Here is a 22,156-nt window from a genome sequence, read left to right on the forward strand (position 1 = left end):
TCCGCCCCTCGCGGCCGCACGTGGGAGTGACGCTGAGTGAGAGGGCCTTCAGCCCCCTTCTGAATTCAGCGAGCCATCAACGAAGCCGTCAGCCCGCCGCCGGGCCGCCCCAAGGTGGACTGGGCCCCCTGGGGGGCTGAGCCCTGCGGCTCCAGGCCTGCCCGCGCAGGGCTGGACAGGGCGAAGAGCGTCCGCGTCTCGCGGCCGCACGTGGGCGTGACACGAAGTGCGCGACCGTGGGGGCTACATCAGCCCGCCGCCGGGCCGCCCCAAGGCGGGCTGGGCCCCCGTGAGAGGGATTGGCGGTGATGAGAAGAGTGCGCTTGGAGGGGCTGTCTTCGATCCTTCTTGCGAAGCCGACAGGCCAGCAACGAAGCCGTCAGCCCGCCGCCGGGCCGCCCCAAGGCGGGCTGGGCCCCCTTGGGGGGCAGCGACCACACGAAGTGAGGGAGCGTGGGGGCCATTTCATTCAGCTTTGATCCCCAGCCCCTTGATCAAGCCCGGAAACACCTTCATCTCCCGCTGCGCCGTGGCCTTGAAATCCGCGGGTGTGCCTGGCGTGGCCTCGCCGCCCAGTTCGCGAAAGCGCTCCTGCACCGAGGCTTGGGACAAGGCCTTGTTCAACTCCTGGTTCAGGCGGGCCACCACCTCGGGCGGCGTGCCGGCCGGTGCGTACAGGCCGAACCAGGTGTCGTAGTCCACCCCCTTGATGCCCGACTCTTCCAGCGTGGGCACGTTGGGGAACAGGGGCGAGCGCCGGGCGCTGGCCACGGCCAGCATCTTCAGCTTGCCCGCGCGCACATTGGCAAACGAAATACCGGGGTCCATGAAGAAATCCAGTTGGCTGGCCAGCAGATCCTGCAAAGCCGGTGCCGCGCCACGGTAGGGCACGTGCACCGCCTCGAAGCCCGCACTCTGCTTGAGCAACTCGCCCACCAGATGTGGCGTGCTGCCGGCCCCGGCCGAGCCAAAGGACAGGCGCGGCTGGCTGTTCTTGGCGAGGCTCACGAAGTCTTTCACATTGTCGGGCGCCAGGCTGGCGCGGGTGGTCAGGAACAGCAGCACCCGTCCGGTGGCACCCACGGGCTGCAGGTCTTTCTGCGCATCGAAGGGCACTTTGCCAAACAGCCAGGGGTTGACCGATTCGATGCCCGTGGTCACCAGGGCCAGGGTGCTGCCGTCCGGCGCAGCCTTGGCCGTGGCGTCGGCCGCGATGTTGCCGTTGGCACCGGCCCGGTTGTCCACCAGCACGGGTTGCTTCAGGCCCTCGGCCATGATCGGCGCAATGGCACGCGCCATGATGTCGGCCACGCCACCGGGTGGGTAGCCCACCAGCAGGCGCACCGGTTTGCTCGGAAAGCCCGTGGCATCGCCGCCGGCTGCCGCCAGGGCGGGGCGTGAGGACAGGGCCATGCCCAGGCCAAGGCTCAGGCCGACCATCCAGGCGAGCAGGCTGGCGCGCCTGAGCGAGGTGGCAGAGCCCCGGACCGGGCTGCGCGTGGGGTGGTTTGTTGAGGTCATTGTTTTGTCTCCGTGGTGTTGTGTTTTTCGTTCAATGAGCGCGGGGGGAGGCTGGTGGCCTGTGTCGGCTCAGGGCCGGGCCGCGGTCGGCGGCCGCCTCATCCAGCGGATGGGCACCTCTTTCAGTGGGCGCGCCGGTGCGCCGTGGGCCTGCAGGGTGGCGTCCAGTGCCTGGCCGGCTTCGTCTTTCAGGGCGGCCTGTCGCGCTGCGGAGAGGGTGGCGGCCGGCGCCGTGATCAAGTGGCGCAGGATGTGCATCAGGTTCTCCTGGCCACGTTCATGGGTGCTGCCGTAGCCTTTGATCAGGCGCCCGCACTGCGCCAGCTCGTGGCCGTTGGCCCAGCTGTGTTGCAGTCCGGCATGGATGCCCTGCAGCCATTGATCGATCAGCGCCTGTTCGGTGGCAAAGCGGCTGCCGTGCACGCGCAGCGGCTTGAGCTTTGCCATCACGCGCAAGGCCAGCAGCCCGGTGACCGTGTGGGTGCCCAGCTTGAGGGCCAGCGACCAGGGTTGGGCGCGGCGCCGGTCCCAGGCCAGCAGGCGGGCCGCCAGCGGCGCCGGCAGCAGGCCGGCGATTTCGGGTACCCCGGGCTTGAAGTGCTCGTACACCTTGAGCAACTCGTCTTCGCCGGCCTGCACCTCGGCGCGCACGCGCTGCCATCGGCTGGCGCGGCTTTTCAGGTCGGCGACGCGAATCAGATCGTCAAACGCCATCCACAAGGCGAGCCAGCGGGCGGCCTCCCGGGTGACGGCAAAGCTGTGCCGGGCGTGGGGATCGGCGGCGCGTTCTGCGGCCAGCAGCCCCCGCAGGCGCTGCAGGTAGCGCTCGCCATAGGCCGCGCTCTGGTAGTCGCAGACCCGGGCGTGGCCCAGCGTCAGCAGGGGGTGCAGCGCGGTCGGGAAATCCTGCAGCGCAGGCGGCGCGGCGCGGCTGATCGCCTCGGCGTCGGCCTCGGCCTGGGGGTCCGTGGCCGGGGCGTTGGGTAGCCAGGCGTCGAGCAGGCCCTGCTGTTGGCGTTGCCGCTGCACTTCGTCGCAAGCCAGCGCAAAGCCCCGCAGGCTGGCCTCGGCGGGCCCACCGCCGGCCCGCACCGTGGCCTCGTAGTCGGCTCGCTGAAAAGGCAGCAGGCCGCTGCCGGCCAGGGCGCCCAACATCACGGCGCTCACCACCGTGCGCGACTGGCGGGCCAGCCCCGACATGTCCAGCACATGGTGGGCCCGGCTGTGTTCGCGCAGCAGGGCCAGCAGTTCGTCGCTGTCGCGGCGGCCGTCGCCCGGCTGCATGCGCTCCAGCGTGGTCAGGGTGCGGCCGCTGGCGCTGATCACCAGGGTGCGTTCGGCACTGACCAGCCCGTTGGCGATCTCGCGTGAGGTCTCCAGCAGCTCGGACGACACCAGGCCGTCCAGCCGGCCTGGCAGCGGGTTCAGGCTGAAGATGGGGCGTTGGCCGCCCAGTTGGGCCAGGGGTACCGGGAACACCTCCAGGTAATAGGTGGTGGCGCCGGTGCGTTGGGCCACGCCGGGGATGGAGGTGCTTTGCGCGGCATAGCCGGCGCGGCGGGCGGTGTCGACCAGCCATTCGGTCAGCACGCCGCCACCTTCGCCGCCCAGGGCGCAGATCAGCAGGGTGATGGGTTCTTGTCGTCGCATGTCGGGATCCGGTCGGTGAAAGGAGTGGGGGGCAAGGGGGGCACTCAGGCCCGTTGCAGCCGGCGCGTGAACAGGCCGCGCCACTGGTGCAGCAGGCGTTCGTGCCAGCGCGGGTTGCGCACCAGCTCGGCGCGGTAGAACGAGGGGCACAGCGTGGCCGCATGGGCGTTGGCACCGCACAGGCCGCAGCCCACGCAGCCGTCGATGACCGTGGCCACGGGGTCTACTTTCAGCGGGTCGGGGTTGTTCTTGAGGGTGAGCGTGGGGCAGCCCGACAGGCGGATGCAGGCGTGGTCGCCGGTGCACACGTCTTCGTCCACCCCGTACTTCACGCGCTGCACCCGTTGGCCGCGCTGCAGCAGGCTGGCGATCCAGGGTTTGATGCGGCGTTGGCGTTCCAGCTGGCACTCGCCTTCGGCCACGATCACCTTCAGGCCTTCGAAGGGGCTGGTCAGCGCCTCCACCAAGGTGTCGCGCATGGTCGACACCTCGTAGCTGGGCACGCTGCGCAGCCACTTCACGCCCAGGCCGCGCAAGGTGTTCTCGATGGTCTGGTCGGTGTGCACCAGGCTCTGCTGCTTGTCGCCGGCGGCCTCCTTGGCGGCCTCGCCGGGGGTGGAGATGATGTCCTGCGTGCCAGTGGCCGAGGTGTAGCCGTTCTTGAAGATCAGCAGCACGGCGTCGTCCCCATTGAACAGCGCGCTCTGCACCCCGGTGAGCAGGCCGTTGTGCCAGAAGCCGCCGTCACCCATGATGGCCAGCGAGCGGCGCTGCATCAGGGGCGACACGCCAGCCCGGCTGGCCAGGCTCATGCCATAGCCCAGGATCGAGTGACCCATCGAAAACGGCTCGAAGGTGGCAAATGCGTGGCAACCGATGTCGGCCGCCACATGCACGGCGCCGGTCTGCTGCTGGGCCAGCTTGAGGGCCGAGAACACCGGTCGCTCCGGGCAGCCGATGCAAAAGCCCGGCGGTCGGTTGGGCAGCGGGGCCTGCAGGCGCGCGGCCACGGCCGCTCGCCGCGCCGCGTTGTCGGCCAGCCAGCGTTCGGCCTCGCCGGCATCGTGCTGCGGCAGGTAGCGCGCCACAAAGGGGCGCAGGCCCGTGGCCATGGCCTCGGTGGTGTATTCGCCGGCCATGGGCAGCCAGTCCTTGCCGTGCAGCGGGGTGCTCACGCCGTGGCGGCGCAGCAGGGTGGCCAGTTCCTGCTCGATGTATTCGGGTTGGCCTTCTTCGAACAGCAGCACGGCGCGCTTGTCGCTGCAAAAGGCGATCAACTGCTCGGGCACCAGGGGGCTCACCACATTGAGGACCAGCAGCGGGAGCTCGCTGTGGCCCAGGGCGTCGGCCAGTCCGAACTGCTGCAGGGTGCGGATCAGCGTGTTGTACAGGCCGCCCTGCACGATCAGGCCCAGGTCGGCGTGCAGGCCCTCGTGCCGCTCGTTGAGGCCGTGCTCGACGATGTAGCGGCGGGCCGCCGGCACGCGCTCCTCGTTCTTGAGCTTTTCGTGTCGGAAGGTCACGGGTGGGTGGGCCAGCTTCATGTAGTCGAAGCCGGCCGGGTCGCTCATCAGGGCCCGGGTCGACACCGGTGGCGCCTGGTTGTCGCGTGCCGTGAAGCTGCCCTTGACGTGGCAGGCCCGGATGCGCAGCTCCATCAGGGCCGGCATGTTCGAGGCTTCCGACAGGCAGAAGGCCTGCTCGACCAGGTGCACCATGTGGCCCAGCTCGGGCCGCGGATCGAGCAGCAGCAGGCCCGATTTGAGGGCAAAGGCGTGGCTGCGCTCCTGGATCACGCTGGCACCTTCGCCGTAGTCTTCGCCCACCACCACCAGCACGCCACCGGTCACCCCGGGCGAGGCCAGATTGGACAGCGCGTCGGCGGCCACGTTGGTGCCGACGATCGACTTCCAGGTCACCGCACCGCGCAGCGGGTAGTGAATGGAGGCCCCCAGCATGGCGGCGGCCGACGCCTCGTTGGCGCAGGCCTCGACGTGCACGCCCAGTTCGTCCAGGTAGGGCCGGGCCTGCACCATCACGTCCAGCAGGTGCGACACCGGCGCGCCCTGGTAGCCCCCGATGTAGGCCACCCCCGACTGCAACAGCCCCTTGGTGATGGCCAGGATGCCCTCGCCATGGAACTCGGCCCCGGCGCCCAGGCGCAACTGTTCTACCTCTTTGCTGAATGAAACTTCCACCGTGCTGTCTCCTTGATGGGCGCCATCATCGGCAGGCTGGCAATATCCATCAATAAAATGAGCCAACTAAGTGGTATGCATTGAATGCATGAAAGGCGGGCCCTACCCATGCTCAAGCTGCACGACATCGACCTCAACCTGCTGCGCCTGTTCGACGCCATCTACCGGGCTCGCAGCGTGAGCCGGGCGGCCGAAGCCCTGGGGCTGACCCAGCCCGCCGCCAGCCAGGGCCTGACCCGCCTGCGCCTGCTGCTGAAGGATGCCCTGTTTGTGCGGGCCCCGGGCGGCGTGGCGCCCACGCCGCGTGCCGAGCGCCTGGCGCGCGCGGTGCAGGCGGCCTTGAGCCTGATGGAGGCTGCCCTCAATGAAAGCGAGCGCTTCGACCCCGCCGAGTCACAGCGCAGCTTCCGCATCCACATGAGCGACATCGGTGAGGCGCGCTTTCTGCCCGAGCTGATGGCGGCAGTGCAGGCGCGGGCCCCGGGCATCCGCCTCGAGACCCGGCCGCTGCCCCCCGACACCATTGCCCAGGCCCTGGACGAGGGCCGCATCGACGTGGCATTCGGCTTTCTGCCCAGCGTGAAGGACACGCGCCAGGCCGTCATGCTGAGCGATCGCTACATCGTGCTGCTGCGTGCCGGCCACCCTTTCACGCGGCGCAAGCGCAGCCCGCAGGCCCTGCTGGACGAGTTGCAGCAACTGGAGTTTGTCGCGGTGCGCACGCACACCAATCCCTTGCGCATCCTGCAATTGCTCAAGCTTGAGGCACGGGTGCGCCTGACGACCGAGCATTTCATGGTGCTGCCAGCCATCGTGCGCTCCACCGATCTGGCCGTGTTGATGCCGCGCAGCATCGCGCTGGGCTTTGCCGGGCAGGGGGGCTATGCGGTGGTCGAGCCGGCGTTTGCGCTGCGCGACTTCGATGTGGCACTGCACTGGAGCGCCCGCTTCGAAGCCGATCCGGGTCTGGCCTGGCTGCGCGGCCTGATCCTTCAGCTGTTTTCCGAGCCCGACAGCAAGGCCTCGGCATCCTCGCGCCAGAACGCCAGCGCGGCATAAAAACCTTCCCACACGCAGCCGTTGCAGCCGCGTCCGCAACAGGTCTGTGGTTCGGGCGGCGGTGGGCGCAGGCTCAGGCCGGCCTGGGCCAGGGCGGCCTGCAGCCGGGCGATCTGCTGGCGGCCTTGCAGCAGTGCCGGCAGCGCGGTGGTGGATTCTGGGTTGACGGGCATGGCGGGGGGCAAGGGACAGGATGGATCAGTTTTGTCAGTGCATGGGGCACCGATCCCGGGTTTCGTGATTTGCTTCCTCTCCTGGTCGTTCACTTTGGCGGCCCATATTGTTGCAAACTGTAAAATGCAGGGCCGTCAGCGTGTCGGGTGGCCCCGACCTCGACAAGCCTTCGGGCGCCGATGGACCGCCCGCGTCTGACCTCTGCCTCACTCAACTCAAGCATTCCGAGATGACATCCGATTTCAAGTTGGAGCCCGTGGAGGCACCCCCCGCCCTCAACCCCCGTGTGGTCCCGATGGTGGTCATCTCGCCGGTGCGTGACGAGGCCCAGTACCTGCGCCTGACCATGGATGCCATGGTGGCCCAGACCTGCCGCCCCGTGGAGTGGATCCTGGTCGACGACGGCTCCTCCGACGAAACCCCCGACATCGTGCGCGAGTACGCCGAACGCTATCCCTTCATCCGGCTGGTGCCGCGTCAGAACCGGGGCTTTCGCAAGCTCGGCGGCGGTGTGGTGGCGGCTTTCAACTTTGGCATGGAGCACATCCAGCATCTGGATTACGCCTTCATCGTGAAGCTGGACGGCGACATGTCCTTTGGCCCGCACTACATCGAACACATGCTGCAGCGGCTCGAGGCCAACCCACGCCTGGCGGCGGTGTCGGGCAAGGTGTTTCGTTTCGAGCAGGGCCGCTACATCGAGGAAAGTCACATTGCCGAGCAGGTGGCAGGCCAGTTCAAGCTGTACCGCCGCGAGGCCTTCGAGGCCATCGGGGGGTTTGTGCAGCACCTGTCCTGGGATGGCATCGATGTGCACATGGCCTGGATGAAAGGCTGGGAGACCGAGTCCTTCTACGACCCCCAGGCCTGGCTGTGGCACCACCGCATCATGGGCTCGTCGGACAAACACATCTACGAAGGGCGCCTGCGCTGGGGCCGGGGCAACTGGTACATGGGCTATCACCCGCTGTATGCGATCGCGGCCGGCCTGAACCGCATGCGCGAGAAGCCGGTGGTGATCGGTGGCCTGCTGATGATCTTCAGCTACTTCTGGTCCGCGCTGAAGGGCCTGCCGCGCTACGAGAACCCCGAATTCCGCCGCTACCTGCGGGAGTGGCAGATGCAGCGCCTCAAGCGCTTCGTGCTGCGTCAGCCCGACACCCGTCACTGAGCCCGGGGCGATCATGAGCGTGCTGCAACAGCCCCCGAGTGAGGCCGATGCCTATGACCTGTGTGTGGTGGGGGCCGGGCCTGTGGGGCTGTCGCTGGCCCTGGCTGCCCAGGCGCGCGGCCTGCGTGTGCTGGTGCTTGAGGCCGGCCGTCAGGACCCTGCCCAGTCGGCGCCCGACTGGAGCGGCTCCAGCCTGGTGCGGCCGCAGCACCATGCCCCGCTGGCGCTGGCCACCCACACCGGCCTGGCCGGCACCACCTGGCTTTGGGGCGGCCGCTGCGTGCCCTTCGAGGCCCATGACTTCGAACCGCGTGCCCAGGTACCCGGGGTGGCCTGGCCTTTGAGCTGGGCGGACGTCCAGCCCTGGTACGAGGCGGCGGCGCGTTGTGTGGATTGCGGCTCGTCGGAGTTTCGACGCCCTTTGCCACCCGAGGCCCAGGGCCCGGTGCGGCAGCTGTCCCGCTTCGAGTTGACCCAGTTGGAGCGCTGGTCCCATCAACCGCGCCTGATCGGCAGCCTGGGCCAGCAGGCCCTCGCGGTGCCCGGTCTGGACCTGCTGTTCGACGCCCGGGTGGAGGCGCTGGGCTTCAGCCCCTGCGGTGAGCACCTCGAGAGCATTCGGGCCAGCCACCAGGGGCAGGCCCTCTGCGTGCGCGCCCGCCGTTTTGTGCTGGCGGGCGGGGCGCTGGGGGTGACCCGCCTGCTGCTGCAGGCGCAGCGCCAGCAGCCGGCGCTGTTTGGCGGGCCCGAAGGGCCGCTTGGGCGGTATTACATGGGGCACATCATGGGCAGCATTGCCCGCCTGGTCCTGACGCGGCCGCAAGATGTGCGCTGGCTGGACTTCAGCCGCGATGCCTGCGGCACCTATGTGCGCCGGCGCCTGACCCCCAGCGCCGCCACCCAGCGCGAACAAGGCCTGCTCAACACCTCGTTCTACATCGACAACCCGCCGTTCTACGACGCGAGCCACCGCAACCCCACGCTGTCGGCGGTGTTCATGGGGCTGGCAATCGCGCCCATCGGCCGCCGTCTGGTGGCCGAGGCCATGCGCCTCAAGCACATCGGTCCTCCGCCCTACCGCTGGCTGGCCCACGGCCTGAACATCGCGCGCCGGCCCTGGCGGGCCGCCCTGGACGTGATCGACATCCTGCGCCACCGCTACCTGTCTGCGGTGCGCAAGCCGGGGTTTGTGTTGCGCAACGCCGGCGGTACCTACGCCCTGGATTACCACGCCGAGCAGGTGCCCCATGCCGACAGCCGTGTCACGTTGCAAAACGACCAGGGCGATCTCAAGATCGATTTCCGCTACCAACCGCAGGACATCGACTCCGTGCTGCACGCCCATGCCTTGCTCGACCAGGATTTGCGGGCGGCCGGCCTGGGGCATCTGGCCTACGAACGCCCCGAGGCTGAGCGTGCGGCCCATGTGTTCGAGCAGGCGTCCGATGGCTTCCACCAGATCGGGTCTACCCGCATGAGCGCCGATCCCGCCCAGGGCGTGGTGGACGGCAACGCCCGGGTGCACGGGGTGGACAACCTGTACATCGCCTCCAGCAGCGTGTTCTCCACCTCGGGCGAAGCCAATCCCACCTTGCTGGCGGTGGCCCTGGGCCTGCGCCTGGCCAGCCACCTGGGCGACCTGCAGCAAGCCCCAGCCGCGACCTCACCGACCTTCTCCGCCCAGGCGGTTTCAGACAGGACAGCACCCATGCGCCAGATCACCTTGCCCGGCACCCCTCTGCGGCTCAGCCGCCTGGTGTTCGGAACGGCCAGCCTGCACCATCGGGCCCGTGAAGCCGACCGGCAGGCCTTGCTGCGGGCGGCCATCGAGGCGGGCTTCAGCCATTTCGACACCTCGCCGATGTACGGCAATGGCGTGGCCGAGGCGTCGCTGGGCGCCTTGCCTGGCGAGCTGGCGCGACGCATCACGCTGACCACCAAGGTGGGCCTGTACGCGCCGGCCGGCGCCCGGGCCACCGTTCCCGACCTGTATGCCCGCAAGTTGCTGGGCAAGGTGTTGCCCGTGCTGAACCGCGCCGTGGTCGACGGCTCGGTACAGCGGGCCCGGCGCAGCTTTGAAGCCAGCCTGCGCCGCTTGCGCCGTGAGCGGGTCGAATTGCTGTTGCTGCACGAACCGGTGGCTGGCCAGATCGCCTGCGATGAATGGCTGAAGTTCTTGCAAGGCCTGCAGTCCCAAGGGCAGATCGGCGCCTGGGGCGTGGCGGGCGAGGCGCCGGCCGTCGCCGCCATGTTGGCCACCCATGGGGTCTTGTGCCCGGTGGTTCAGGTGCGCGACAGCCTGTCGCAGCACCAGGCCGATGCGGTGCTGGCGGCGGGGCGCCCCCTGCAGCTCACCTATGGCTACCTGGCCGATCCTGGCGCGGCAGGCCTGTCTGTGGCACAGCGCCTGGGGCAGGCGATGTTGCGCAACCCGGAGGGGGCCATCCTGGTCTCCACCCGCCAGGTGGAGCGCGTGGCGGCGCTGGCCCGGTTGGGGGGCTGAGCGCCTGTTCACGATCTCCCAGGGGCCGGTGCGAGATCATGAGCAGGCTCTGCCGCTTCAGCGCGTGCTGAGCCCCTGGCCAGGCACGGAGTCTGATCAAGCCCGTGCGACGGCGGGCTGTGGCGCAGTCAGCCCCTTTGACATGCCTCAATATCGGGCGCAGGCGGCTCGGGCAAAGTCGTCCCCATGTTGCCCTCTGAGTATTTCGGTTTGTCCCTCGAACACGAGGTTGTCCCTCCGGGTCAGGTCTTGCTCGCACGCCAGACCACCTCACCCTGGGTGCACTTTGTTGATTCAGGTCGCGTGGTGCTCGGCCTGTACGACGGCACTGAAATGAGCCATCAACTGGGCGTGGTCGAAGGGCCGTTCTGGCTGGAGGCCGCTTCGGCCGTGCTGGGGCTGCCCGAGGTGGTGGACGCCATGAGCGACACACCGGTCATCGTTCGTCGCATGCCGCTGCCGGCCTTTCAACGCACCTTGGCCACCTTGGCCCCGCCCGCCCGCAAGCTGCTGCAGGATGTGTCGCGCTCCCAGCGCCAGCAGACTGAACTGGCGGTGAGCCGCCTGGCCATGGACGCCGAAGCGCGTTGTGCGCGCTGGTTGCTCAACCATGCCGAGCAGGCCAGCCAGGGCGTGGTGAACGTGCTGTTGAACCAGCGCAAGCGCCTGATCGCGGCCGAACTGGGCATTGCCCCTGAAACCTTGTCGCGGGTGCTGCGCCACCTGCGCGAGCGCAGCCTGATCGCCGGTTCCGGGCGCAACCTGACCTTGCTGGATCCCGGCGGTCTGCAAAGCCTGGCGGGCGGTTGAGTGCTCGCCGGCTGCGGGCCGGTGGATCGCTAGGGGTTGTCCCTAGACTGTCTGGTCGTGTTGCGCACAACTCCGTATAGTTGACGCTTTGTTACAAATGCGGAAGCTCTTCTTGCTGGTGTCTTGTCCCGATCGCTGTTGGATGTGTGTCAAGACAGTCGCTGTGGTGGACCGGAGCGTGCGGTCGTGACCTGGACACGCTGGGCACGGCGCCTGGGCACGGGGCTGCATCGGGCCACCGACACACTCAAGCTGCGCGTGGTGGTGGTGGCCGTGCTGTCGGGCTGGCTGGCCAGCGCGGTGTCCGTTTTCTTCATCCTTCAGGCCAGCGAACACGAGGCCTTGGGCAGCGCCGGCCGCCAGCAGGCGCAGGAAGTGCAATTGCAGGCGGCCCTGCTCGATGCCCGTTTGCAGCACATCGAGGCCTTGCTGCTGCAACTCGGCCAAGACGTTAGCCCTGAGCGCCTGCAGCACCCCGGCAGCCTGCCCACGGCCTGGGCACAACAGCGCCAGGCCTTTTCTGTGTTCGATTTTCTGGACCTCGCCCGTGCCGATGGGGTGCCGCTGCTGCGCCATGCGCAGGCCCCGTCGCTGCCCCGGTTGCTGGACTCTGCGGTCGAGCAGGTCCGCCTGCAAGCCCTGGCAGACGGGCAGGCCCATGTGTGGGCCCCCGTGGGGCGCTGGCCTGAAGAGAAGCCGTTGGTGTTGCTGGCCCAGCCCTTGAAGAATGGCGCGGGCCAGATCCAGTCGGTGCTGGTGGGCGGGGTGTCGCTGTATTCCTCCCAGCTCTTGCCGCCCCAACTCACCCGGGCCTCGCTGGCGGGCATGTCGGTGATGGTCTTCAACGCGCAAGGGGTGCTGCTGTCCCATCCCAGCCCGTCACGCCTGCTGGGCCAGGCCCATGATGAACCGGGTTTGGAGGCGCTGTTGCCGCGCTGGGAAACGCAGGGCAGCGGGATGGCGCCCGAAGCCTTGAGCCAGCGCGATGCCCAGCACCTGAGCAGCCTGGCCGGCCTGTCGGTGGCCCCGTGGGCCGTGGCCCGTGTCACGCCCCTGCAGCAGGCGCTGGCCCCTTACCAGGAGGTGGGGCGCTGGGCCTGGTGGCTGACGGCGGGCGTGGCCCTGGCATGCGCTGCCCTGGGCGGCTGGCTGATCCTGTGGCTGACGCGACCCATCAGTCAGGTGTTGCAGCGCATGCACCAGGTGCTGGACCGCTCGGTGCCGGCCAAGAGCAATTGGCCCCAAGTGGGTGGCGAGTTGGGCGAGCTGGTGTCCATGTTGCGCCAGGTGGCCATGGCGCAAGAGCGTGAACAACAAAGCCTGCGGGTGATGGTGGGGCAGTTGGAGGCCATCCTGGAGCATGCCTCGGTGGGCATCGTGGTGACCCGTCACCGCACGCTGGAGCTGTTGAGTCATCGGGCCAGCGCCATGATGGGCTATGCACCGGGCGAGCTGCATGGCCAGCCGGCCCGGGTGCTGTACCCCACCGAAGCGGCTTACGAGGAACTGGGCCGCCAGGTGCGCGAGCAATTTGGTGGCCAGGGCTTTTTTGATGGTGAGCTGATGTTCCGACGCAAGGACGGGCATGACTTCTGGGTGCACATGCTGGGCCGTGGCGTGGTGCCGGGCGACCCCGAGGGCGGCACGATCTGGATCTTTGACGACATCACCGCCGAACGCGAGGCGCGGCGTGCCCTGTCCTGGAGCGCCAGCCACGACAGCCTGACCGGTCTGGTGAACCGGCGGGAACTGGAGCACCGGCTGCAATTGCAATTGCAATTGCAATTGCAGCGCCCGGCGCAGACCGGGTCGGCGGCCCCCTCGCGAGACGACGCGGGTGAGACCGGTGGCTGCGTGCTGTTTGTTGACCTGGACCATTTCAAGGCCGTCAACGACCAGGCCGGTCACGCGGCTGGTGACCAGGTGCTGCGCCAGGTGGCCCGGACCATGGAAGGCCTGGTGCGCCAGACCGACACGGTGGGGCGCCTGGGCGGAGACGAATTTGCCTTGCTGCTGCCGGGCTGCACACTGGAGCGCGCCAGCCAGATTGCGGAGGCCTTGCGCAGCCACATCGAGGCCTTGCCGATTGAGCTGTCTGTCAACCTGCCTGCTGATCTGCCCATCGACCAGGGCCCCCAGGCCCACGCGATCGGCTGCAGTGTCGGCCTGATCGAATTGGGCCCGCAGTACCCCGATGTGGCCGCCGTGCTGCACGCCGCCGACATGGCCTGTTACCAGGCCAAGCGCGCCGGGCGCAACCAGGTGGTGATCACCCGGGCGAGTCAGTCGGTGGTGAGCGGCTGAGTCTCTGCATGGCCTGACAGGCCCATGCCCGTGTCGATCTCACCCGGCATTTTCAAGGCAGGTTCAGCGCCTGCAACACATGCTCTGCCGTGGCCGGGGCCTCCAGCTGCACCGGGCCCGGGCGCCCCGCCAGGCTGCGCGCCTGGGCCAGGGCGTCCTTCAGCGCCTCGAACACACTGACGGCCAGCATGAACGGGGGCTCGCCCACGGCCTTGCTGCCCAGCACGTTGTCTTCGCGGTTGGGTTCGGGCCACAGGTCCACCTTGAAGTGCGCCGGGATGTCGCCGGTGGCCGGGATCTTGTAGGTGCTGGGGGCGTGGGTGGCCAGGTGGCCCTTGTCGTTCCAGACCAACTCCTCGGTGGTCAGCCAGCCCATGCCCTGCACAAAGCCGCCCTCGATCTGGCCGATGTCGATGGCCGGGTTGATGCTGTGGCCCACGTCGTGCAGGATGTCCACCTTCAGCACCCGGCTTTCGCCGGTCAGGGTGTCGATGGCCACCTCGGTGCAAGCCGCGCCATAGCTGAAGTAATAGAAGGGCCGCCCGGTGAGCGTGGTCTTGTCGTAGTGGATCTTGGGGGTGCGGTAGAAACCGTCGCTCCACAGCTGGATGCGGTTGGCATAGGCCATCTGCACCACATCCTCGAAACGCCGGGTGGCCACGGGCGAGATCACCTGCCCGTCGATGAAGCGGATGGCCCCGGCGCCACAGCCGTCCAGCCCGCAGACGAAGCTGGCCAGGTTGTCGCGCACGTGGCGGGCCGCGAACTGGGCCGCCCGACCATTCAGGTCAGTCCCGCTGCTGGCCGCGGTGGCGCTGGCGTTGGGCACCTTGGCGGTGTCGCTGGCGCTCACCCGCACCGTCTCGAAGCGCACGCCCAGTTCATCGGCCACGATCTGCGCCACTTTGGTGTGCAGTCCTTGCCCCATTTCGGTGCCGCCGTGGTTCACCAGCACGCTGCCGTCGGTGTACACGTGCACCAGGGCTCCGGCCTGGTTGAACAGGGTGGCGGTGAAGGAGATGCCGAACTTCACCGGCGTGATGGCCAGCCCACGCTTGAGCACCGGCTCGCGGGCGTTCCAGGCGGCAATCGCCTGGCGGCGCTCGCGGTACCGGGCGGTCTGTTCCAGGCGGCTCATCAGCGGGTCAAGGATGTTGTCCTCGACCGTCATCTGGTAGTGGGTGACGTTGCGTTCGTCGATGCCGTAAAGATTGGCGCGCCGCACATCGAGCGGGTCCAGCCCCAGGTGGCGCGCGATGTCGCCCAGGATGCTCTCGATCACGATCACGCCCTGCGGGCCGCCGAAGCCGCGGAACGCGGTGTGGCTTTGGGTGTTGGTCTTGCAACGGTACGAGACGATCTCGACGTCTTCGAGAAAGTAGGCGTTGTCGGCATGGAAGATGGCGCGGTCAGCCACCGGCCCGCTGAGGTCGGCGCTGAAGCCGCAGTTGGCCAGCATCTGCAGCTGGAGGCCGCACAGGCGGCCGCGCTCGTCAAAGCCGACCGTGTAGTCGTAGGCAAAGGGGTGGCGCTTGCCGGTGACCATGAAGTCGTCATCGCGGTCCAGGCGCAGCTTGACCGGGCGCTTGAGCTTGTTGGCGGCCACCGCGGCCCACACCGCCAGATGGCCGGCCTGGGTCTCTTTGCCGCCAAAGCCCCCGCCCATGCGCCGGCATTCGACCCGCACATCGTGGTTGGCCAGGCCCAGGGCGTGGGCCACCCAGTGTTGCACCTCGCCGGGGTGCTGGGTGCTGGAGTAGATCCACCACTGGTGCTGTTCCAGCGGCAGGGCGTAGGCGATCTGGCCTTCCAGGTAGAAGTGCTCTTGCCCGCCCACTTCGAGGCTGCCGCTCAGGGTGTGCAGGGCGCCTTGCAAGGCGGCTTCGGGCTCGCCGCGGCGCACCGTGACCGGGGGCAACACATAGCGCTTGGCCGCGTGCGCGGCGCGCGGCGTCAGCACTGCGGGCAGGGCCTCGATGTCGGCCTTCACCAGGCGGGCGGCGCGGCGGGCCGCCATCACGCTGTCGGCCACCACCAGACCGATCACCTGGCCCACGTGCTGCACGGTGTCGAAGGCGAACACCGGCTCGTCATGGGCAAAGGCCGCCAGCAGCTTGTCGCCGGGCACATCGGCCGACACGATCACGTCGTGCACGCCGGGCACGGCCAGGGCGGCGCGGGTGTCCAGCCCGCGCAGGCGGCCATGGGCCACGGGCGACAGGATGGGCGCGGCGTGCAGGGTGCCGCGCACCTCGGGCAGGTCGTCGATGTAGGTGGCGGCACCGGCCACTTGGGCGGCAGCGCTTTCGTGTTGCTGGGAGCGGCCGGCGGCCAGTGTCTGGGGCGCTGTGTGGGGGGGGACGTGGGGGCGGGCGTTCATGCGGCCTCCTTCGGGGTCACGGAATCAGGCAGGGGGGGCAGGGAGTCTAGGGCGGCCGGGTCCAGGCGCTGCAGCTCCACGGTCTGCAGGCCCTGGCTGTCCAGCCACAGGCGGCGCAGCAGGTTGCCCAGCACCTCGCGGCGGTAGGCACTGCTGGCGCGCATGTCGGAGATGGGCGAGAACTCGCCGCGCAGCACCTCGGTGGCCGCGGCCACGGTGGCCTCGGTCCAGGGCTGGCCGTTCAGCGCGGCCTCGGTGGCGCGGGCCCGCACCGGGGTGGCGGCCACGCCGCCCACGCCGACAGAGGCACTTTGCACCACGCTACCGGCCTCACCATGGGCCAGGTGCAGCCGCAGCACGAGGCAGACGGCCGAGATGTCGTCGTCCTGCCGTTTGGAGATCTTGTAGGCGCGCAGCAATTCGCCGGGTCGGGGCCGGGGCACCTTGATCCAGGCCAGCAGTTCGTCGGGGCGCATCACGTTCTGGCGGTAGCCGGTGTAGAGCGATTCGAGCGGCATTTCACGGTGCACGATGCGGCCCGGGCGCCTGCCCTGGGCCGGCTCCCAGCGCATCAGCACCACGTTGGCGCCCAGGGCGATCAGCAGCGGCATCGAGTCGCCGATGGGCGAGCCGTTGGCCACGTTGCCGCCCAGCGTGCCCGAATTGCGCACCGGCAGGCCGGCGAAGCGGGCGGCAAAGCCATGCAGGCCGGGGCGGTCGGCCTCCAGCGCGGCAAAGGCATCGGCCAGCGGCACGGCCGCACCGATGGCGATGTGGTGAGGGTAGGGCTCGACGCGTCGCAGCTCGGCCGCGCGGGTCACGTCCAGCACCTGCTCGAACTGGCGGTGCTGTTTGGTCACCCACAGCCCCACATCGGTGCAGCCGGCCACCACCTGGGCCTGCGGGTGCGCCTGGCGCGCTTGCAACAAGGCCTGCAATGACGTGGGGGCCAGGTAGGTGGGGGCAGCGTCGTCGCGGGTCGGTTCTGCTTGCAGCGCGCGCAACTGGCGTGCCAGCGCCGCCTCATCCACGCGCCGGCGCGGCAGGTCGGCCATGCTCTCGGCGGCATCGAAGATCGGGCGGTAGCCGGTGCAGCGGCACAGATTGCCCGACAGCGCCTCCACCGCCTGGGCCCGGCTGACGGGCTGGCCCTGCTGGCAGACCTGGTTCTGGTACAGGCCGAACAGGCTCATCACGAAGCCTGGGGTGCAGAAGCCGCATTGCGAGCCGTGGCACTGCACCAGGGCCTGCTGCACCGGATGCAAGGCGTTGTCGGTGGGGGGCTCATCGCCGGCCGGGGCCTCGGGCTGGATCAGTGGGTCCTGTGCCAGGTCCTCGGCGGTCCAGAGGGCCATGCCGTCGATCGAGTGGGCCAGGCGGATGCAGCTGTTGATGGCACGGTATTTGATTGCATCAGGGCCTTGCGCTGGGTCCAGCTCGCCCAGCACCACGGTGCAGGCGCCGCAATCGCCTTCGCCGCAGCCTTCCTTGGTGCCCGTGCAGTGCAGGTCTTCCCTGAGCAGTTCCAGCAGGGTGTGAGTGGGTGTTACATTGCCCAGCGAGACAAGCTGGCCACGGCGCAGAAAGCGAATCGGTCTGTGTTGCATGGGTGGTGTGTGATCCCTGGAGTGGTGTTTGGCGGCCTGGGGAAATCCCCTGGGTGACTGCCGTCTGGTTCAGAGGGTAGGGCGAGCCACGGTCGCCAGCATAAGCGTTGACGTATGACAAGAATGCAGCCCCTGCTATGAGAGACCAAGCCCTTTTCGACAAGATAGACCTCCACTTGATAAGGGTCTTGCACACCGTGTTAACCGAACGCAGCGTTTCTCGCGCCGCCATCCGTCTGGGCATGCACCAGCCCGCCGTCTCGGCGGCGCTGAAGCGCCTGCGTGATCTGGCCGATGATCCGCTGCTGGTGCGCTCGGGTTCGGGCATGACACCCACCGACGCCGGCCTGCGCATGGTGGAGCCGGCTGCCAGCATCCTGCGGGCGGCCGAGGTGCTGTTCACCGATGTGCGTGGCTTTGACCCGCGCACGGCGAGCAACACCTTCCGGGTGGCCGCGAGCGATTACCTCGATCCGCTGTTCCTGCCTCAGTTGGTGTCGCAGATCAAGGTGCAGGCGCCGTTCTGCCAGATCGAGATCCATCCGCTGTCGGCCGATACCCACTACCACGCCCACCTGGCCCAGGGCCAGCTCGATGTGGTGATCGGCAACTGGCCCAAACCGCCTGACGACCTGCACATGGGCCGCCTGTTCGGCGACGAGGTGGTGTGCCTGGTGGCGGCCGAGCACCCGGCGGTGCGCCGGGGTTGGGACCAGGCGGCCTGGCTGGCCTCTGAACACATTGCCCCCACGCCCACCCACCCCGGTGCGCGGGGCGTGATCGACGATCACCTCGACACCCTGGGCATCCAGCGCCAGATCACGGCGCGCTGTGCGCATTTCAGCCTGATCCCGGCCATGGTGGCCTCGAGCCTGCTGGTGCTGACCACGGGCCGCCAATTCTGCGAGCGCTTTGTGGACCGCTACCCGCTGCGCATCCTGCCCTGCCCGGTGTCTTTTCCGCGGCTGATGTATTACCAGCTCTGGCACGAACGCACGCACACCTCGGTGGCGGCGGCCTGGCTGCGCGACCGGGTCAAGTCAGTGGCCGCCTCGCTTCGAAAAGAATAGCAACCCATCCCCCACAGGAGCCCCTTGTGACCCGCCAAACTTTGAGAAAATCCGCGGCATGAACACGCACGCTTCCCCCCCGCCCAGCGCCCGCCTGGTGCTGCAGGGCATCACCAAGCGCTACCCCTCGGTGGTGGCCAACAGCGGGGTCTCGTTGACCGTGCTGCCTGGCGAAACCCATGCCGTGCTGGGTGAGAACGGGGCCGGCAAGTCGACCCTGATGAAAATCATCTACGGCTCGGTCAAGCCCGATGAGGGCTCGGTGCTGTTCAATGGGCAGCCCGTGAACGTGCGCAACCCGCAGGAGGCTCGGGCCCTGGGCATCAGCATGGTGTTCCAGCATTTCAGCCTGTTCGACACCCTGACCGTGGCCGAAAACGTGTGGCTGGGCCTGGACAAGCACTTCAAGCTGGCTGAAGTGACGCGCCGCATCACCCAGAAGGCCTCTGAATACGGGCTGGACATCGACCCCAGCCGCCCGGTGCACACCCTGTCGGTGGGCGAGATGCAGCGGGTGGAGATCATCCGCGCCCTGCTGACCGACCCCAAACTGCTGATCCTGGACGAACCCACCTCGGTGCTGACCCCGCAAGCGGTCGAGAAGCTGTTTGTGGTGCTCAAGAAACTGGCGGCCGAAGGCTGCAGCATCCTCTACATCAGCCACAAGCTGCATGAGATCCGTGAACTCTGCACGGCCTGCACCGTGCTGCGTGGCGGCAAGGTGACCGGGGTTTGCAAGCCGGCGGAAGAGTCGAACGCCTCGCTGTCGCGCCTGATGATCGGGGCCGAGCCACCGGCCCTGGAGCACCGTCCCGCCAAACTGGGGGCCACGGTGCTGGGGGTGTCGGGCCTGTCGCTGCCGCGCCAGGACCAGTTTGGGGTTGACCTGATCGACGTGAACCTCGACGTGCGTGCGGGTGAGGTGGTGGGCATTGCCGGCGTCTCGGGCAATGGCCAACAGGAGTTGCTGTACGCCCTTTCGGGCGAAGACACGCGCGCCGCGCCGGCCTCCATCACCGTCGCCGGCCAGGCGGCCGGCCAGTTGCCGCCCCAGCGCCGTCGCGCGCTGGGCCTGCATTTTGTGCCTGAGGAGCGCCTGGGCCGCGGGGCCGTGCCCACCATGGGCCTGGCGCACAACCTGCTGCTGACCCGCAACGATGCCGTGGGCCGTGGCGGCTGGCTGAAGCTGGGGGCGCTGGAGGCGCAGGCGGCCGACATCATTCGTCGCTTCAACGTCAAGGCCGGTGGGCCTCAGGCGGCGGCCAAGTCGCTGTCGGGCGGCAATCTGCAGAAGTTCATCGTGGGGCGCGAGATCGACGCCAAGCCCCGGCTGCTGATCGTCTCGCAACCCACCTGGGGGGTGGATGTGGGGGCTGCGGCCCAGATCCGTGGCGAGATCCTGGCCCTGCGCGATGCCGGCTGCGCGGTGCTGGTGGTGAGCGAAGAGCTGGACGAGTTGTTTGAGATCAGTGACCGCCTGCATGTGATCGCCAAGGGCCGTCTGTCGCCCTCGGTGGCGCGCACCCAGGCCACAGTGGAAAAGATAGGCGAATGGATGAGCGGACTCTGGAATGAAGACGTGCAGGCCCACCTGGCCGAACTGGACCAGGCCGACGGCGCCGCAGCGGAGGTGAGCCATGTTCAAGCTTGAACCCCGGCCGCAGGCCTCGCGCTGGTGGGGCCTGGGCTCGCCCTTGTTGGCCCTGGCCATCACCGTGCTGATCGGCGTGGCTTTGTTCATGCTGCTGGGCAAAGACCCGCTGCGTGGGCTGCAGGTGTTCTTCTGGGAGCCGCTGAAAAGCGCCTATGCCATCGGCGAGCTGATGGTCAAGGCCACGCCGCTGCTGCTGATCGCCCTGGGCCTGGCGGTGTGCTACCGCTCCAACGTCTGGAACATCGGGGCCGAGGGCCAGTTTGTGATCGGGGCCCTGGCCGCGGGCGGCGTCGCGCTGCTGGCCGACAAGGGCACGGGCAGCTGGATCATCGTCCCCATCCTGCTGGCCGGCGTGGTGGGCGGCATGGTGTGGGCCGGCATCACGGCCCTGCTGCGTGACCGTTTCAATGCCAGCGAGATCCTGGTCAGCCTGATGCTGGTGTACGTGGCGGTGCAACTGCTCAGTTACCTCGTGTTTGGCCCCTGGAAAGACCCGGCAGGCTACAACTTTCCGCAGACCCGCATGTTTGACGCAGCGACCCAGATCCCGCGCCTCATGAAAGGCTCACGCGTCAGCGTGGGGCTGCTGATCGCCTTGGCCGGCTCGGCGGCGCTGTGGGTGTTTCTGTTCCGCACCAAGGCGGGCTTTGCCCAGCAGGTGGGCGGCTTGGCCCCGGCCGCGGCGCGCTACGCGGGTTTTTCGTCCCGCAAGGCCCTGTGGCTGGCGTTGCTGGTGTCGGGTGGCGCGGCCGGCCTGGCCGGAGCCCTGGAAGTGGCGGGCCCGATCGGTCAGCTCACGCCCTATGTGCCGGCGGGCTACGGCTTTGCCGCCATCATCGTGGCCTATGTGGGGCGCCTGCACCCGGTGGGCATGGTGTTCTCGGCCATCTTGATGAGCATGTTCTACATCGGTGGCGAGCTGGCGCAGTCGCGCCTGGGCCTGCCCAAGTCGCTGACCGGCGTGTTCCAGGGTTTGCTGCTGTTCTCTTTGCTGGCTTGTGACACGCTGATTGCGTACCGGGTCCGTTTTGTCACCACGCGTTCCACAGGAGGGGCCCGCTGATGGAGTCCTATGCATTGCTTCTGGGGGCCACGCTGAATGCGGGCACCGTGCTGGCCATTGCGGCCCTGGGCCTGCTGATCAACGAAAAGGCCGGCATCGTCAACCTGGGCGCCGAGGGCCTGATGCTGTGCGCGGCCATCGCCGGTTTTGCCACCGTGTCGCACACCGGCAGCGACTGGCTGGGCTTTGCCGCCGGCATGGGCGCAGGGGCCTTGCTGGCGGCGCTGTTCGGTGTGCTGGTGATCTGGCTCAACACCAATCAATACGCCACCGGCCTGGCCCTGAGCCTGTTCGGCGTGGGCTTTTCGGCTTTTGCCGGCATCAACTACGTGCAGGCCAAGCTGCCCGAGCGGCCGCAGTTCTCGATCCCGCTGCTGGGTGACATCCCGCTGCTGGGCCAGGCCCTGTTCCGTCAGCACCCGCTGGTTTATGGGGCCATCGCAATGATGCTGGCCCTGAGCTGGTTCCTGTACCGCTCGCGCGCCGGCCTGGTGTTGCGCTCGGTGGGCGAGTCGCCCGAGTCGGCCCACGCGCTGGGTTACCCGGTGCGGCGCATCCGGCTGGGCGCGGTGGTGGTGGGCGGGGCGCTGTGCGGTCTGGCCGGCGCCTTCATCTCGATCTCCTACACCCCGCTGTGGGTGGAGGGCATGGTGGCCGGCCGCGGCTGGATCGCCCTGGCCCTGACCACCTTCGCCACCTGGCGCCCGGCACGGGTGTTGCTTGGGGCTTATCTGTTCGGTGGCGTCACCATGCTGCAGTTTCATCTGCAGGGGGTGGGGGTCAACGTGCCCAGCCAGATCCTGAGCATGCTGCCCTATCTCGCCACCGTGGTGGTGCTGGCCCTGATCTCGCGCAACCCGGCCTGGATCCGCGTGAACATGCCGGCATCGCTGGGCAAACCTTTTTATCCCGGTGCTTGAGGCCGGGACAAAGGTCTTGCTGTTTTGTTTTTCCTGACTGGATAATCAATTTTTCAACCCTCGTCACCGACC

15 protein-coding genes are annotated in these 22,156 nt (G+C 68.3%); 9 read left to right on the top strand and 6 right to left on the bottom strand.

What is annotated here, in order from left to right:
- Positions 1–465 precede the first annotated feature (465 nt).
- The 3 genes from AC07VS_RS14790 to AC07VS_RS14800 all read right to left on the bottom strand — a co-directional run bounded on the left by AC07VS_RS14790 (position 466) and on the right by AC07VS_RS14800 (position 5,369).
- The gene (locus AC07VS_RS14790) at positions 466–1,521 is read right to left on the bottom strand and encodes a Bug family tripartite tricarboxylate transporter substrate binding protein (RefSeq protein WP_494751327.1); all 1,056 of its coding nucleotides are present in this window, start codon (positions 1,519–1,521) and stop codon (positions 466–468) included.
- Positions 1,522–1,590: 69 nt separating this feature from the next.
- A complete protein-coding gene (locus AC07VS_RS14795; RefSeq protein WP_494751328.1) occupies positions 1,591–3,171 on the bottom strand; it encodes an indolepyruvate oxidoreductase subunit beta family protein in 1,581 nt (526 codons plus the stop codon).
- Positions 3,172–3,215: 44 nt separating this feature from the next.
- The gene (locus AC07VS_RS14800) at positions 3,216–5,369 is read right to left on the bottom strand and encodes a thiamine pyrophosphate-dependent enzyme (RefSeq protein ID WP_494751329.1); all 2,154 of its coding nucleotides are present in this window, start codon (positions 5,367–5,369) and stop codon (positions 3,216–3,218) included.
- Between the two features lie 108 nt (positions 5,370–5,477).
- Here AC07VS_RS14800 and AC07VS_RS14805 point away from each other — a divergent pair, with 108 nt between their 5' ends.
- Entirely contained in the window at positions 5,478–6,428 is a 951-nt protein-coding gene (locus AC07VS_RS14805) for a LysR family transcriptional regulator (protein ID WP_492347848.1), read from the top strand.
- On the opposite strand, the gene AC07VS_RS14810 is transcribed toward AC07VS_RS14805, so the two are convergent.
- On the bottom strand, positions 6,362–6,601 hold the full coding sequence (locus tag AC07VS_RS14810) for an oxidoreductase-like domain-containing protein (RefSeq protein ID WP_494751330.1): 240 nt from the start codon (positions 6,599–6,601) through the stop codon (positions 6,362–6,364). The genes AC07VS_RS14805 and AC07VS_RS14810 overlap by 67 nt on opposite strands.
- A gap of 230 nt (positions 6,602–6,831) precedes the next feature.
- On the opposite strand from AC07VS_RS14810, the gene AC07VS_RS14815 reads away from it, so the two are divergent.
- From AC07VS_RS14815 to AC07VS_RS14830, 4 genes are all read left to right on the top strand, one after another.
- The gene (locus AC07VS_RS14815) at positions 6,832–7,773 is read left to right on the top strand and encodes a glycosyltransferase family 2 protein (protein ID WP_492347850.1); all 942 of its coding nucleotides are present in this window, start codon (positions 6,832–6,834) and stop codon (positions 7,771–7,773) included.
- Positions 7,774–7,786: 13 nt separating this feature from the next.
- Positions 7,787–10,276 carry an aldo/keto reductase gene (locus AC07VS_RS14820; RefSeq protein WP_494751331.1) on the top strand — a complete coding sequence of 830 codons (2,490 nt, stop codon included), beginning with the start codon at positions 7,787–7,789 and terminating at the stop codon, positions 10,274–10,276.
- Between the two features lie 186 nt (positions 10,277–10,462).
- Positions 10,463–11,086, top strand: coding sequence for a Crp/Fnr family transcriptional regulator (locus AC07VS_RS14825; protein WP_492347852.1), 624 nt, complete (start codon positions 10,463–10,465; stop codon positions 11,084–11,086).
- Positions 11,087–11,272: 186 nt separating this feature from the next.
- Positions 11,273–13,390: a sensor domain-containing diguanylate cyclase gene (locus AC07VS_RS14830; protein WP_494751332.1), complete on the top strand. Its 2,118-nt coding sequence runs from the start codon at positions 11,273–11,275 to the stop codon at positions 13,388–13,390.
- A gap of 52 nt (positions 13,391–13,442) precedes the next feature.
- On the opposite strand, the gene xdhB is transcribed toward AC07VS_RS14830, so the two are convergent.
- Together xdhB and xdhA are read right to left on the bottom strand one after the other, a co-directional pair.
- Positions 13,443–15,770 (bottom strand): xanthine dehydrogenase molybdopterin binding subunit, encoded by a 2,328-nt coding sequence (gene xdhB, locus AC07VS_RS14835; protein ID WP_492347854.1) that lies wholly within the window; start codon positions 15,768–15,770, stop codon positions 13,443–13,445.
- Positions 15,767–17,377, bottom strand: a complete 1,611-nt coding sequence (xdhA, locus tag AC07VS_RS14840) for a xanthine dehydrogenase small subunit (RefSeq protein ID WP_494751333.1) — start codon at positions 17,375–17,377, stop codon at positions 15,767–15,769. Before xdhA ends, xdhB begins: the two co-directional genes overlap by 4 nt.
- Before the next feature lie 137 nt (positions 17,378–17,514).
- Here xdhA and AC07VS_RS14845 point away from each other — a divergent pair, with 137 nt between their 5' ends.
- The 4 genes from AC07VS_RS14845 to AC07VS_RS14860 are packed head-to-tail and all read left to right on the top strand — an operon-like array spanning position 17,515 to position 22,084.
- On the top strand, positions 17,515–18,447 hold the full coding sequence (locus AC07VS_RS14845) for a LysR family transcriptional regulator (protein WP_492347856.1): 933 nt from the start codon (positions 17,515–17,517) through the stop codon (positions 18,445–18,447).
- 58 nt (positions 18,448–18,505) lie between these two features.
- Positions 18,506–20,098 carry an ABC transporter ATP-binding protein gene (locus tag AC07VS_RS14850; protein ID WP_494656963.1) on the top strand — a complete coding sequence of 531 codons (1,593 nt, stop codon included), beginning with the start codon at positions 18,506–18,508 and terminating at the stop codon, positions 20,096–20,098.
- Positions 20,085–21,164: an ABC transporter permease gene (locus AC07VS_RS14855; RefSeq protein WP_494656962.1), complete on the top strand. Its 1,080-nt coding sequence runs from the start codon at positions 20,085–20,087 to the stop codon at positions 21,162–21,164. The genes AC07VS_RS14850 and AC07VS_RS14855 overlap by 14 nt, the downstream gene beginning before the upstream one ends.
- Positions 21,164–22,084, top strand: coding sequence for an ABC transporter permease (locus AC07VS_RS14860; protein WP_492347859.1), 921 nt, complete (start codon positions 21,164–21,166; stop codon positions 22,082–22,084). The genes AC07VS_RS14855 and AC07VS_RS14860 overlap by 1 nt, the downstream gene beginning before the upstream one ends.
- Positions 22,085–22,156: the final 72 nt, after the last annotated feature.

This window comes from Curvibacter sp. GW821-FHT01G03 (genome assembly GCF_059422285.1).

What these genes read in the sequence shown, in the direction of transcription:
- AC07VS_RS14790 (WP_494751327.1), bottom strand. Translation starts at nt 1,521, where the DNA reads ATGACCTCAACAAACCACCCCACGCGCAGCCCGGTCCGGGGCTCTGCC.
- AC07VS_RS14795 (WP_494751328.1), bottom strand. Translation starts at nt 3,171, where the DNA reads ATGCGACGACAAGAACCCATCACCCTGCTGATCTGCGCCCTGGGCGGC.
- AC07VS_RS14805 (WP_492347848.1), top strand. Translation starts at nt 5,478, where the DNA reads ATGCTCAAGCTGCACGACATCGACCTCAACCTGCTGCGCCTGTTCGAC.
- AC07VS_RS14810 (WP_494751330.1), bottom strand. Translation starts at nt 6,601, where the DNA reads ATGCCCGTCAACCCAGAATCCACCACCGCGCTGCCGGCACTGCTGCAA.
- AC07VS_RS14815 (WP_492347850.1), top strand. Translation starts at nt 6,832, where the DNA reads ATGACATCCGATTTCAAGTTGGAGCCCGTGGAGGCACCCCCCGCCCTC.
- AC07VS_RS14820 (WP_494751331.1), top strand. Translation starts at nt 7,787, where the DNA reads ATGAGCGTGCTGCAACAGCCCCCGAGTGAGGCCGATGCCTATGACCTG.
- AC07VS_RS14825 (WP_492347852.1), top strand. Translation starts at nt 10,463, where the DNA reads ATGTTGCCCTCTGAGTATTTCGGTTTGTCCCTCGAACACGAGGTTGTC.
- xdhB (WP_492347854.1), bottom strand. Translation starts at nt 15,770, where the DNA reads ATGAACGCCCGCCCCCACGTCCCCCCCCACACAGCGCCCCAGACACTG.
- xdhA (WP_494751333.1), bottom strand. Translation starts at nt 17,377, where the DNA reads ATGCAACACAGACCGATTCGCTTTCTGCGCCGTGGCCAGCTTGTCTCG.
- AC07VS_RS14845 (WP_492347856.1), top strand. Translation starts at nt 17,515, where the DNA reads ATGAGAGACCAAGCCCTTTTCGACAAGATAGACCTCCACTTGATAAGG.
- AC07VS_RS14850 (WP_494656963.1), top strand. Translation starts at nt 18,506, where the DNA reads ATGAACACGCACGCTTCCCCCCCGCCCAGCGCCCGCCTGGTGCTGCAG.
- AC07VS_RS14855 (WP_494656962.1), top strand. Translation starts at nt 20,085, where the DNA reads ATGTTCAAGCTTGAACCCCGGCCGCAGGCCTCGCGCTGGTGGGGCCTG.
- AC07VS_RS14860 (WP_492347859.1), top strand. Translation starts at nt 21,164, where the DNA reads ATGGAGTCCTATGCATTGCTTCTGGGGGCCACGCTGAATGCGGGCACC.